Source organism: Streptomyces sp. A18 (assembly GCF_059026065.1).
Window position 1 is genome coordinate 233,980 of sequence record NZ_JBWLKL010000002.1, and the last position, 12,543, is coordinate 246,522.

13 protein-coding genes are annotated in these 12,543 nt (G+C 67.7%); 6 read left to right on the forward strand and 7 right to left on the reverse strand.

The features are described 5' to 3' along the window. Positions 1-63 precede the first annotated feature (63 nt). The 3 genes from AC5P1C_RS03820 to AC5P1C_RS03830 all read left to right on the forward strand — a co-directional run bounded on the left by AC5P1C_RS03820 (position 64) and on the right by AC5P1C_RS03830 (position 2,769). Entirely contained in the window at positions 64-852 is a 789-nt protein-coding gene (locus tag AC5P1C_RS03820) for an ATP-binding cassette domain-containing protein (RefSeq protein ID WP_493864214.1), read from the forward strand. Continuing rightward, positions 846-2,147: a DUF7224 domain-containing protein gene (locus tag AC5P1C_RS03825; protein WP_493864215.1), complete on the forward strand. Its 1,302-nt coding sequence runs from the start codon at positions 846-848 to the stop codon at positions 2,145-2,147. Before AC5P1C_RS03820 ends, AC5P1C_RS03825 begins: the two co-directional genes overlap by 7 nt. A 136-nt stretch (positions 2,148-2,283) precedes the next feature. Further along, positions 2,284-2,769: a hypothetical protein gene (locus AC5P1C_RS03830; protein WP_493864216.1), complete on the forward strand. Its 486-nt coding sequence runs from the start codon at positions 2,284-2,286 to the stop codon at positions 2,767-2,769. Here AC5P1C_RS03830 and AC5P1C_RS03835 read toward each other — a convergent pair. Both AC5P1C_RS03835 and AC5P1C_RS03840 read right to left on the reverse strand, forming a co-directional pair. Continuing rightward, on the reverse strand, positions 2,747-2,908 hold the full coding sequence (locus AC5P1C_RS03835; protein WP_493864217.1) for a hypothetical protein: 162 nt from the start codon (positions 2,906-2,908) through the stop codon (positions 2,747-2,749). The two genes, AC5P1C_RS03830 and AC5P1C_RS03835, sit on opposite strands and share 23 nt — an antisense overlap. Positions 2,909-3,013: 105 nt before the next feature. Then, positions 3,014-3,484, reverse strand: coding sequence for an ATP-binding protein (locus AC5P1C_RS03840; protein WP_493864218.1), 471 nt, complete (start codon positions 3,482-3,484; stop codon positions 3,014-3,016). 267 nt (positions 3,485-3,751) lie between these two features. On the opposite strand from AC5P1C_RS03840, the gene AC5P1C_RS03845 reads away from it, so the two are divergent. Continuing rightward, positions 3,752-4,624: a helix-turn-helix domain-containing protein gene (locus AC5P1C_RS03845; protein WP_493864219.1), complete on the forward strand. Its 873-nt coding sequence runs from the start codon at positions 3,752-3,754 to the stop codon at positions 4,622-4,624. 10 nt (positions 4,625-4,634) lie between these two features. Next, positions 4,635-4,817, forward strand: coding sequence for a DUF397 domain-containing protein (locus AC5P1C_RS03850; RefSeq protein ID WP_493864220.1), 183 nt, complete (start codon positions 4,635-4,637; stop codon positions 4,815-4,817). A 38-nt stretch (positions 4,818-4,855) separates the two neighbouring features. Here AC5P1C_RS03850 and AC5P1C_RS03855 read toward each other — a convergent pair whose 3' ends face one another. The 5 genes from AC5P1C_RS03855 to dnaK form a co-directional block, all read right to left on the reverse strand. Further along, entirely contained in the window at positions 4,856-5,362 is a 507-nt protein-coding gene (locus AC5P1C_RS03855; protein ID WP_493864221.1) for a hypothetical protein, read from the reverse strand. 131 nt (positions 5,363-5,493) lie between these two features. Then, a complete protein-coding gene (locus AC5P1C_RS03860) occupies positions 5,494-5,943 on the reverse strand; it encodes a heat shock protein transcriptional repressor HspR (RefSeq protein ID WP_493864222.1) in 450 nt (149 codons plus the stop codon). Between the two features lies 1 nt (position 5,944). Then, positions 5,945-7,156: a molecular chaperone DnaJ gene (gene dnaJ / locus AC5P1C_RS03865; protein WP_493864223.1), complete on the reverse strand. Its 1,212-nt coding sequence runs from the start codon at positions 7,154-7,156 to the stop codon at positions 5,945-5,947. 41 nt (positions 7,157-7,197) lie between these two features. After that, complete coding sequence (grpE, locus tag AC5P1C_RS03870) at positions 7,198-7,926, reverse strand: nucleotide exchange factor GrpE (RefSeq protein WP_493864224.1); 729 nt, start codon at positions 7,924-7,926, stop codon at positions 7,198-7,200. Then, positions 7,923-9,797 (reverse strand): molecular chaperone DnaK, encoded by a 1,875-nt coding sequence (dnaK, locus tag AC5P1C_RS03875; protein ID WP_493864225.1) that lies wholly within the window; start codon positions 9,795-9,797, stop codon positions 7,923-7,925. Before dnaK ends, grpE begins: the two co-directional genes overlap by 4 nt. A 334-nt stretch (positions 9,798-10,131) precedes the next feature. Here dnaK and AC5P1C_RS03880 point away from each other — a divergent pair, with 334 nt between their 5' ends. Then, positions 10,132-12,438 carry a (Fe-S)-binding protein gene (locus AC5P1C_RS03880; protein WP_493864226.1) on the forward strand — a complete coding sequence of 769 codons (2,307 nt, stop codon included), beginning with the start codon at positions 10,132-10,134 and terminating at the stop codon, positions 12,436-12,438. Positions 12,439-12,543 lie beyond the last annotated feature (105 nt).

Consider the following 12,543-nt stretch of genomic DNA (forward strand, 5'->3'; position numbering starts at 1 on the left):
GCGGGCCTACGCCACATCTCGGGAGGCCCTGCCCATGAAGCTCATTCCAATCAGGCTCCATCCATGACGACTCACCCCGTCGCCCGCCTGACGGCCCTCACGCAGGGATACGGCAGCCGCCGCATCATCGAGGACCTCGACCTGTCCATCCAGCCAGGCGTCACCGGATTGCTGGGTCCCAACGGAGCAGGCAAGACCACCCTGTTCCGTACCCTCGCCACGATCGCGCCTCCGCAGAGCGGGGCATTGGAGCTATTCAACGAGCCCGTCACCAGCGAACGGGACGTGCGGAAGGTCCGTCCTCGCATCGGCTATCTCCCACAGGACTTCGGCTACTACCCGGCCTTCTCCGTCACCGATTTCGTCCGCTACTGCGCCTGGTTGCGTGAAGTCCCCTCCAAGGAAGCCGAGTCGGCGACGAGGGAGGCGCTGGCCGCTGTGGGGTTGACCGACCGGGCCCGGGACCGCATGAAGTCTCTTTCCGGCGGCATGCTCCGTCGCGCCGGAATCGCCGCCGCCATCGTCGGCTCCCCCTCGCTGCTCCTCCTCGACGAGCCCACCGTCGGCCTCGACCCCGCCCAGCGTCTCGACTTCCGTGAGCTCATACGTTCCCTCGCCCGCGGCGGGGCCGCCGTCGTGCTCAGTACGCATCTGGTGGAGGACGTGGGCGCCGCTTGCGACGCTGTCCTCGTACTCGACGACGGGCTGCTGGTCCACAGCGGTACGCCACAGGAGCTGGCGGCACTGTCCACACCGGCAGCCCCAGGAGACAGCCCGCTGGAGCGCGGCTACATGACGGTTCTGGGGGGTCGCAGAGGCAGCCGCGGGACGACCGAGGAAGCCGCATGCTGAACGCCTACCGCATCGAGCTGCGCCGCTCCCCCCTGCTCACCGCCTTCCCCGCGCTGATCGCCATGGACCTGCTGGTGCTCTTCGGGCGGTCCCGGTACTGGATCGGGGTGTGGCCCGAGGCGAGCGTCGCGGCGCAGGTCGTCACGCTCTTCCTGGGGCCCGTCCTCGCCGGTGTCTCCGCCTGGCAGGCCGGACGTTCCTCCCGTGCGGGGATGCCCGAGTTCCTTCTCGCCGCCGCCCGGCCGGGCTGGCAGGTCGAGGCCGTGCGGCTGGCCGCCACCCTCACGCTCGGATTCCTCGCGTACGGAATCGGATGCCTCACCGCCGTGGCCGTCTCGCTCGGCGACGCGGGGCCAGGTTTCCTCTGGCCGTCCTACCTGCTGCTCGGCGCCTCGACCCTGATCATTTTCGCGTCCGTGGGACATCTGGCCGGTCGCTGGTGGCCCTCGGCAGCATTCACACCCATCGTCTGCGCACTGGGCTGCTTCATCAGCATGTTGTCCCTGCCGTTCAAATTCAATGTGCTTGCGGGGCCGCCGGACACCCACCTGAGTCCGCTGCCGGTCGCTCTTCGCCTGCTGTGCGCTCTCGCTCTCGCGGTGCTAGCGGTGACGGCACCGCCGCTGAGGAAGAGAGCCGCGCGCCAGATGCCCCACCGGAAGCTCCCGCGCCCTGTCCGCGCCATCGCCGTCGGGTCGGTGGCCTGCTCCCTCACCGCACTGGCCGCGGTCCCGGCAGCCGGCGAACTGCGCGTGGAGCGCCCGGCCTCGGCGACCGAGCCGCTGTGCGACCGTGCCGACAAAAGCGCCCCGCGGGTGTGCGTCTGGCCCGAGCACCGGAAGTATCTGCCGGAGCTGACGCGGATGGCTCAGCGCCTCGACCAGACCAATCACTCCTGGATCAAGACACCCGCCGTGTTCTACGAGTTCGGGCTCCGGCGAACGGACCTGGGAGACCGAGGCTTCGACATCGCCGAAGGGCACGTACGCACCGCAGCGATCGCCATGTCCGACCAGGTGTTCACCGAGTCGATCGGCGACTGCAGCCCGCCCGAGGACGAGCGCCGTGCGTGGCAGTCCATGGACAACATCGCTCTATGGCTTGAGTACCAGGCCGTGGGACAGGACCCGGCCGTCGCCGACAAGGGACTCCACATGGAAGGAGTCGACACCGCCCAGCGCGAGGCGACCAAGGCCTCGCGGATGCCGTCGGCCGAGCAGCAGAAGTGGGTCGAGCAGGAGCGCGGCCAGGTACTTCGTGAGAGCTCGTGGTGCAAGCCTGATGCATGGCACTGATCTGCTCCGCTACGCAAGAGTCCACCGAGGCGCAGCAGTCCTCGTCGGGACCGCAGTTGTCGCCCTTCTGTCGGCGCTCTTCGGCGGTACCAGCATCTCGCTTCCCTCCATCGGCAGCGGAGGAGTAACCACAGGCGTGCCGTACCGGCAGGAGCTTCCGCTGCTGTCGGCGGTCTTCCTCTCCGCCTCCCTCGACGGGGCCATGTCGGCACACGACGCGATGGGCGCGTCCACGATGCACCGCTTGCGCGTCGCGTACTGCACTGGGCTGACGCTGACGGTCTGCGCCTTCTCGTTCGGTGCGGAGACCGTCGCCAACGGCCCGGACTCCGGGTCCGTCTTCGTCCGCTCCACCTTGATCTGGCTGGGCCTCGCCCTGCTCTCTTCGGGTGTACTCGGCCATCAGCTCGGCTGGGTCGTCCCGCTGACCTCGGTCCTATTCCTGGTCTGGTACCCGGGCAACTGGTGGGACTGGACGGCCAATCCGGCCGCTCACCTCTTCAGCTGGGCTGCCGCCGCCATCGCACTGAGCCTCGGAGTCACCGCGACCGCGGCAACTCCGTGGCGCAGGAAGGCCCTCCTCCGCAGGGCGGCCTCCCTCACCCGCGCCGCGCCCCCGTGATCGCCTCGCCGATCGTGAACCCCTTGGCGGGTCCTTCGGGGATCGTGACCTCGGTCCCGTACGGAACTCGGTGGACGCCCACCCAGTCCGCCTTCTCCGGCGACATGGTCTCGTGCCTCTCAGCAGCAAGAGCGGTCATGATGGCGCACCTCCTTTCCAGTGTGGGCTTGGCGTCCTCGCGGCACAAGCAACGCGATCACGGTAGGTACGTTCATGGGGCCGACCAGGGGAAAGAGCGTCCAGCTCACCCGATGCGGTGAGGGCGAAACGGTCCTCCGTTCCCGGCCTCCCCCAACTCGAACCACACCCCCTTCGCATACCGCCCCGCCCTGTCGTCCGCGACGCCCCACGTGTCGGCGAGTTCCGCGACCAGGGCCAGCCCTCGCCCCCAGGCGGCCACGGCCACCCCGGCGGCGGGGTGCGCTACGACCGGAGGGTCCGGGCTCTCGTCGAAGACCGTTACCCGTAGGCGGGTGAGCGTCAGGAGGATGCGGAGTATGGCGGAGCCCTTGGTGTGCAGGTGCACGTTCGTGAGGAGTTCCGAGGTGCAGAGAGTTGCCGGCATGACCAGCGGTTCTCGGTCCAGGGTGCGCAGGACTGTGCGTACGAAGTCTCTGCCGACCTTGGGGGAGGTCGCGTCCCCGGGGGTGAAGAGGCTGTAGTCGTACGCGAGTTGGGCTGCTCGGTGCGCGATGCGTGGGCGGTCTGCGGGCATGACGGTTGCTCCCGTCGGGAGGGGTGGGGGAGGTGGTGCGTGTTCCTTGCCGGGCGATGGCGTTGCCCACGTGCGCCTGGTCGGTGCTGTGGGTGCCTTTCGGCTTGTGGGCAGGGGGAGTTGACCAACTCCGGGGCGTCACCGGTGTCACACTTAAGGTAAGGATGCAGGGAACGCATTCGCAACCTGAATCGCGTAAGTGATAGACCAACTCCCCCGAAAGAGGGGAGACTTCGCCCAGACAACTGAGGAGATAGCCCCTTGGGAATGCGCACTGTCATCAGTGAACGCCAGCACCGGCTCGGCCACGAGCTCAAGAAACTGCGCGAACAGGCAGGCTTGTCCGCCGGAGAAGCAGCCGAGCGGATCAATATGGGCCGCGGCCAGCTGAGCCATGTCGAAGCCGGGCGCACCTCGATCGTGTCGGACCGTCTTCGAGACCTCTGCGAAGCACTGGGATGCGAAAGTGTTCCCTACGTCGATGCCCTCGTCGCCATGTCCGAGGCAACAGGAAAAGGCTGGTGGAGTGCCTATAAGGGCAACGTCGGTTCTGCGGCCATGAATCTCGCCGAGCTGGAGGCTGGCGCTATCGCGTTGCGGAGTCACGAGTCGCTGTTCGTCCCCGGCCTGTTGCAAACCGAGGAGTACATGAGAGCCATCTTCGCCAACCCCAAGTTGGCCGTGAGCGACGTGGACGAAGCTGCAGCCTTCCGCATGGAGCGTCAGTCCGTCCTCACCTCCGAGAACCCTCCGGAGTTCCACGGCGTGATTCACGAGGCGGCACTGCACATGCGCTTCGGCGGTACTTCCGTCCTGCGCGGCCAACTTCTGCACCTTGTCGAGGTCGCCCGGCTCCCCAACGTGACCGTCCAGGTCGTCCCGTTCGAGGCGGATGTCGATGCCGCGCTCAGTGGAGCATTCCTGCACAGCATCACGCCGGTACACCGGCTGAGCACGGTCGTGCTCGATCACCCTTCGGGTCCGCTGTATCTCCGCGACGATGAGCACCTTGCGTTGTACGGCAGCATGTTCGATCGTCTAACCGAGTGTGCACTCGCGCCGATCTCCGGGCGTTCACACGCCACACTCGCGGCCAAGGACTCTCTGGCACTGATCCAGCATCTGCTCTACACACTCTAGGAGCCCACAAATGCCCCGCCTGAACTGGCAGAAGTCCTCATTCAGCGGCGGCCCGGAGAGTAACTGCCTCTACATAGCCACCGCCCCCGACGGAACGATCCGCCTCCGCGAGAGCGACGCCCCGGACACGATCCTGACGACCACGTCCGGCTCGCTGGCAGCACTCCTGGAGACGCTCTCCCGAGAGGACTGACTCAAGAAGGCAATCGCTGAGGAGTTGAGGTCGCGGGCTCAGCCGCCGCCCCACTCCCGCAGCAGACCCTCCCGCTCAGCGCCCCGCGGCGAACCCCCCTCCCGCGCCCGCCCCCACTCCGCCATCGACGCCAGAGTCGTCCGCAAGGTCGCCTCGCCCTCCGTCATGCGGGTCAGGAGCGTCAAGGACAGGTCGTACTCCTCCTGGGAGTAGCCGATCGCCGCCGCCGTGTACGCCGACAGTTCCGTGTCGGCGCCTTCGGCCCCCGTGACCCGGACGGTGAGGGTCGGCGGCTCGTCCCCACTCCCGAGGCCCGCCGTCAGCGCCATGTCCACCAGCGCTCCCACGTGCCGCTTCAGGGACTTCACGGGGACATCGTCGACGCTCAGCGCGTGTACGTCCTCCCACGGGAAGAACCCCGACTGGCCGTCCCCCAGGGCCACCACGCCCTCCGGCGTCAGCCGCACCCCGGCCGCGAGGCCCGACGGCTTCGCGCCCACGTACACATCGCCCTCGGCGATCCAGAACAGTCCCACCATGGCCATGGCGAACCCCGCTTCCCCCGGCAAATTTCTTCAGGTCGACCATCGCAACGCGCGTCGGGGCCGGGAGGTTCCCACCTCCCGGCCCCGACGCGCGAGCAAAGAACTACTGCTCCGAAGCTACCGCTCCGAAATTACTGCTCCGACGACCTCTTCGGCCGCCACACCACCAACGCGCTCGCCTGCTGCACGTCCTGGTACGGGACCAGGTCGCGGCGGTACGAAGCGTGCACCGCCGCCTCGCGCTGCTGCATCGCCGCAGCCGCGCCCTCCACCGCCGACGACAGCTCCGCCACCCTCGACTGGAGCGCCGCCACCTGGTGTTCGAGCTCGATGATGCGCTTGATGCCCGCCAGGTTGATGCCCTCTTCCTGCGACAACTGCTGCACCGTACGGAGCAGTTCGATGTCGCGGGCCGAATAGCGTCGGCCACGGCCCGGCGTGCGGTCGGGAGAGACCAGGCCCAGGCGGTCGTACTGACGCAGGGTCTGCGGGTGGAGGCCGCTCAGCTGAGCCGCTACCGAGATGACGTAGACCGGCGTCTCGTCGGTCAACTGGTACGGATTTCGACGACGGCCGTCCATCTCATGCTCCCTTCGCGGCCTGGAACAGTTCTGCCCGCGGATCGTCGTCCGCAGTCGCCTTGCGGTAAGCCTCGAGGGCTTCCTTCGCCGTGTCGGAGAGTTCGGTCGGGACCGATACCTCCACCGTCACCAGCAGGTCGCCCCGCGAGCCGTCCTTGCGGACCGCGCCCTTGCCCCGCGCCCGCATCGTACGACCGTTGGGCGTGCCCGGAGGGAGCTTCAGCGTGACGGCCGGTCCGCCCAGGGTGGGGACCTTGACCTCGCCGCCCAGTGCCGCTTCCGTGAACGTCACCGGCACCGTCACCGTGAGGTTGTCGCCCTTGCGGCCGAAGACCGGGTGGGTGTCGACGTGCACGACCACGTACAAGTCGCCCGCCGGACCGCCCCGTTCACCGGGGCCGCCCTTGCCTCGCAGGCGGATGCGCTGGCCGTCCGACACGCCCGCGGGGATCCGCACCTGCATCGTGCGGGACGACTTCGCCCTGCCCGAGCCCTTGCAGACCTCGCACGCGTCCTGGGCGATGAGCCCTCGGCCCTTGCAGTCCACGCAGGGGTCGGTGAGGGAGAATCCGCCGCCGCCTCCCCGCGTCACCTGGCCCGTGCCGACGCACGTCGGGCACACGCGCGGTGTGCCGTTCTTGTCGCCGGTGCCGGAACAGGCCTTGCAGGGAGCCTGGGAGGACATCCGGAGCGGGACCGTGGCCCCGTCCACCGCCTCCGTGAAACTCAGCGTGACCTCGGACTCGATGTCCTGGCCGCGCCGGGGCTGCGTACGCGTGCCCGCGCCGCCCGCCCCCGTACCGCCTCGGTTGAACAGGCCCCCGAAGACGTCACCCAGACCGCCCCCGAAGCCGCCGGCACCGCCTGCGCCGCCCGCTCCACCGCCCGGGGCGCCGCCTCCGAAGAGGTCGCCCAGGTCGAAGTTGAACGAGCCGCCGGTGCCGCCCGCTCCGGGGCCTGCCCTGAAGCCGCCGTTGCCGAAGAGAGCACGCGCTTCGTCGTACTCCTTGCGCTTCTTGGGGTCCCCGAGGATGTCGTTCGCCTCGGAGATCTCCTTGAAGCGCTCTTCCGCCTTGGTGTTGCCCTTGTTGGCGTCCGGGTGGTTCTCGCGGGCGAGCTTCCGGTACGCCTTCTTGATCTCGGCTTCGGTGGCGTCCTTGGGGACGCCGAGGACCTTGTAGTAGTCCTTCTCGATGAAGTCCTTCGTGCTCATCCCCGACGTCCCTCCTCTCGCTTCACAACAACTCCGTTACGTCAGCCCTCGTCCGGGCCGCCACCGGTCTCCTTGTCCTCCGCCTGCTCGGCGGAGTCCTTGGAAGCAGCGGTGTCGGCGTCTCCGCCCTTGACCGTCTGCGCGCCCGGCTGCGGCTCGGCCACGGCCACCCGCGCGGGGCGGATGGTGCGCTCGCCGATGCGGTACCCCGGCTGCAGGATCGCGACGCAGGTCGTCTCGGTGACGTCCGGCGCGTACGAGTGCATCAGGGCCTCGTGGATCGTCGGGTCGAAGGGCTCGCCCTCCTTGCCGAACTGCTGGAGGCCCATCTTGGCGACGACCGTCTCGAGCGCCTCCGCGACGGACTTGAACCCGCCGACCAGCTCGCCGTGTTCACGGGCGCGGCCGACGTCGTCCAGGGTCGGGAGGAGTTCACCCAGGAGGTTCGCCGCGGCGATCTCCTTGACCGTGACCTTGTCCCGCTCCACTCGGCGGCGGTAGTTCTGATACTCCGCCTGGAGCCGCTGGAGGTCCGCCGTGCGCTCGCCGAGCGCCGTGCGCACCTGGTCCAGCTGCGCGATCAGACCCACGTCCTGGGCGGACTGAGCCGACTGCGCCGATGCGTTGTTTGCTGCGTCCCCGGCCGGGGCCGCCGGGCCCTCCTCAGTGGAGGGCTCGGCGGCCTGCGGCGCCGCGTCATCAGGGGTGGCGCCGGAGGGGACGTCGGGCTTCTCGGCGTTGTCACCGAAGCCCGGAGTCTCCTCGGTCATGCGGCGCCGCCCTTCGTGTCACCAGGCTTCTCGTCGTCGACGATCTCGGCGTCGACCACGTCGTCGTCCTTGTCCTTGGACATGTTCGGGGCCTCTTCGCCCTCGCCGCCGGGGGCAGCGCCCTCGGCACCCGCGGCCTGAGCGTCCGCGTACATGGCCTGGCCCAGCTTCTGGGAGACGGCCGCGACCTTCTCGGTGGCCGTGCGGATCTCCGCGGTGTCCTCGCCCTTGAGCTTTTCCTTCAGCTCGTTGACGGCTTCCTCGACCTCGGTCTTGACGTCACCGGGGACCTTGTCCGCGTTATCGGTGAGGAACTTCTCCGTCTGGTAGACGAGCTGCTCGCCCTGGTTGCGGGACTCGGCGGCCTCGCGGCGCTTGTGGTCCTCGTCCGCGTACTGCTCGGCCTCCTGGCGCATGCGGTCGACCTCGTCCTTCGGCAGCGAGGAGCCGCCGGTGACGGTCATCTTCTGCTCCTTGCCGGTGCCGAGGTCCTTGGCCGTCACGTGCATGATGCCGTTGGCGTCGATGTCGAAGGCGACCTCGATCTGCGGGACACCGCGCGGGGCCGGCGGCAGGCCCGTGAGCTCGAACATCCCGAGCTTCTTGTTGTACGCCGCGATCTCGCGCTCGCCCTGGTAGACCTGGATCTGGACGGACGGCTGGTTGTCCTCGGCCGTCGTGAAGATCTCGGAGCGCTTGGTCGGGATCGTGGTGTTGCGCTCGATGAGCTTCGTCATGATCCCTCCCTTGGTCTCGATGCCGAGGGACAGCGGGGTCACGTCGAGGAGCAGGACGTCCTTGACCTCGCCCTTGAGGACACCGGCCTGCAGGGCGGCGCCGATGGCGACGACCTCGTCCGGGTTCACGCCCTTGTTGGCGTCCTGGCCGCCGGTCAGCTCCTTGACGAGCTCCGCGACGGCGGGCATACGGGTCGAGCCACCGACGAGAACGACGTGGTCGATCTCGGAGAGCTGGATGCCCGCGTCCTTGATGACGTTGTGGAACGGCGTCTTGCAGCGCTCCAGAAGGTCGGACGTGAGCTGCTGGAACTGGGCGCGCGTGAGCTTCTCGTCCAGGTGCAGCGGGCCCTCGGCGGACGCCGTGATGTAGGGCAGGTTGATCGTGGTCTCCGTAGAGGAGGACAGCTCGATCTTGGCCTTCTCGGCCGCCTCGCGCAGGCGCTGGAGCGCCATCTTGTCCTTGCCCAGGTCCACGCCGTGGCCGTTGTTGAACTGCTTGACCAGGTAGTCGACGACGCGCTGGTCCCAGTCGTCACCACCGAGGTGGTTGTCGCCGTTCGTGGCCTTCACCTCGACGACGCCGTCGCCGATCTCCAGGAGGGACACGTCAAAGGTGCCGCCACCGAGGTCGAAGACGAGGATCGTCTGGTCGTCCTTGTCGAGGCCGTACGCCAGAGCGGCGGCCGTCGGCTCGTTGACGATGCGCAGGACGTTCAGGCCCGCGATCTCGCCGGCCTCCTTCGTGGCCTGGCGCTCCGAGTCGTTGAAGTACGCCGGGACGGTGATGACCGCGTCGGCCACCTTCTCGCCCAGGTACGACTCCGCGTCGCGCTTCAGCTTCTGCAGGATGAACGCCGAGATCTGCTGGGGGTTGAACCCCTTGTCGTCGATGTCCACCTTCCAGTCAGTGCCCATGTGGCGCTTGACCGAACGGATGGTCCTGTCGACGTTCGTGACCGCCTGGCGCTTGGCCACCTCGCCGACAAGCACCTCGCCGTTCTTCGCGAAGGCGACGACGGACGGCGTGGTCCTGGCGCCCTCGGCGTTGGTGATGACGGTGGGCTCGCCGCCTTCAAGAACGCTGACGACAGAGTTAGTCGTGCCCAGGTCGATGCCGACCGCACGTGCCATTTCGGTTCCTCCAGATGTAACTCTTGAGTGGATCTGACTCAACAATGCATGACGGCTGCGCCGGCGTCAACAGAACTGAGTCGAGGGGGCTCAACTCTTATCCAGCCCTTACGCGCAACCAGGCCCCGTAAGGGGCACGGGGAGCTGCGCGACCAGCCGCAGCCGACCCACAGATGGGCGGTCTTCCAGCGGAGCGCCGACGCAAGGGTTGCCTGAGCGACGCAGATCACCGCCTTGCTGGCTACAGTGCGGCTGAGTAAGTGGGTAGTCTCAGACGGACTGCATAAGTTACCGCTTAGTAATAGTTCGCCTCGCAGGCCCGAGGAGCCCCCAAATGCAACTCGCCGCGATCATCGTGTCGCTGGTCCTAATCGCGGTCGGCGTCGCGCTGTTCGGCCGTGCCATCGTGCAGATCTACCAGTACATGCGCCTCGGACAGTCCGTCCCGGCAGGTACCCGCACCGATCAGCCCGTGCAGCGCACCGTCACCGTGGCCAGGGAGTTCCTCGGCCACACCCGCATGAACCGCTGGGGCGTCGTCGGCGTCGCGCACTGGTTCGTGGCGGTGGGCTTCTTCTCGCTGCTCCTCACCATCGTCAACGCCATCGGCCAGCTCTTCAAGGCCGACTGGATGCTGCCGATCATCGGTGAGTGGGCGCCGTACAACATGTTCGTCGAGTTCATCGGCACGATGACGGTGGTCGGCATCCTGACGCTGATCGTCATCCGGCAGCTGAGCAACCCCGACAAGCCGGGCCGCAAGTCCCGCTTCGCGGGTTCCAAGAAGGGCCAGGCGTACTTCGTCGAGGCCGTGATCCTCATCGTCGGCGTCTGCATCTTCACGCTGCACGCCCTTGAGGGTGCCCAGCACCACGTGGACAGCTACGAGGCGTCGTTCTTCATCTCGTACCCGTTCGTCTCGTGGTTCGGCGGCATGGACCTCTCCACGCTGCAGAACCTCACGTACTTCTTCGCCATGGTGAAGATCGCGACGTCCTTCATCTGGATGATCACCGTCGCGCTCAACACGAACATGGGCGTCGCCTGGCACCGCTTCCTCGCCTTCCCGAACATCTGGTTCAAGCGCGACGCGGACGGCTCCACGACCCTCGGCGAGCTCCAGCCCATGACGTCCGGCGGCAAGCCGATCGACTGGGAGGACCCGGCCGAGGACGCCGTCTTCGGTGTCAGCCAGGTCGAGCAGTTCTCCTGGAAGGGCCTCCTCGACTTCAGTACGTGCACCGAGTGCGGCCGCTGCCAGTCGCAGTGCCCCGCCTGGAACACCGGCAAGCCGCTCTCCCCGAAGCTCCTGATCATGTCGCTGCGCGACCACGCGCACGCCAAGGCCCCCTACTTGCTCGCCGGTGGCGGCAAGGACATGGAGGGCAACGAGAAGGCCACGGAAGAGCAGCTCAAGGACGTTCCCGCCGCCGCCCTCGCCGAGGCCGAGCGCCCCCTCATCGGCACCGCCGAGGAGAACGGCGTCATCGACCCCGACGTCCTGTGGTCCTGCACCAGCTGCGGTGCCTGCGTCGAGCAGTGCCCGGTGGACATCGAGCACATCGACCACATCGTCGACATGCGCCGCTACCAGGTGATGATCGAGAGCGCGTTCCCGTCCGAGGCCGGGACGATGCTCAAGAACCTGGAGAAGAAGGGCAACCCCTGGGGCCTGGCCAAGAAGCAGCGCCTGGAGTGGCTCAAGGAGCTCGACTTCGAGGTGCCGGTCGTCGGCAAGGACATCGAGGACCTCACCGAGGTCGAGTACCTCTACTGGGTCGGCTGCGCCGGCTCCCTGGAGGACCGCGCGAAGAAGACCACCAAGGCCTTCGCGGAGCTGCTCCACATGGCGGGCGTCAAGTTCGCCATCATGGGCGGCGACGAGAAGTGCACCGGCGACTCCGCACGCCGCCTGGGCAACGAGCCGCTGTTCCAGCAGCTCGGCCAGGAGAACGTGATGGCGCTGAACATGGCGTTCGGCGAGGAGCTCGACGACGACGGCAAGGTCACGCCCGAGTCGGCCAAGCCGAAGACCGCGAAGAAGATCGTCGCGACCTGTCCGCACTGCCTCAACACGCTCGGCAACGAGTACCCGCAGCTCGGCGGCGACTACGAAGTCATCCACCACACGCAGCTGCTCCAGCACCTCATCGACGAGGACAAGCTGATCCCGGTGACGCCCGTCGAGGGCCTCATCACCTACCACGACCCGTGCTACCTGGGCCGGCACAACAAGATCTACACGCCCCCGCGCGAGATCATGTCCGCCGTCCCGGGCCTGCGCCAGCAGGAGATGCACCGCCACAAGGAGCGCGGCTTCTGCTGCGGTGCCGGTGGCGCGCGGATGTGGATGGAGGAGCGGATCGGCAAGCGCATCAACAACGAGCGCGTCGACGAAGCCCTGTCCCTCAACCCGGACATCATCTCCACCGCCTGCCCGTTCTGCCTGGTGATGCTCACCGACTCCGTCAACGGCAAGAAGGCTGCATCTGACAGCGGCTCCGCCGCGGGCGGCAAGGCCCAGGAGTCCCTCCAGGTCGTGGACGTCGCGCAGCTGCTGCTCGACTCCGTGAAGACGCCGGTGGACCCCGCCGGTGAGTCCGAGACCGCGGACGAGCCGGAGCCCGAGCCCGTGAAGTAACCACGGGAAGCATGGCTTCAGGCCGGTTCCGCCCTCTTGGGCGGGACCGGCCTTTCGTTTGTGAACGGAGGGGGAGCATCATGTGCTGGTTGTTGTCGGTTGGGG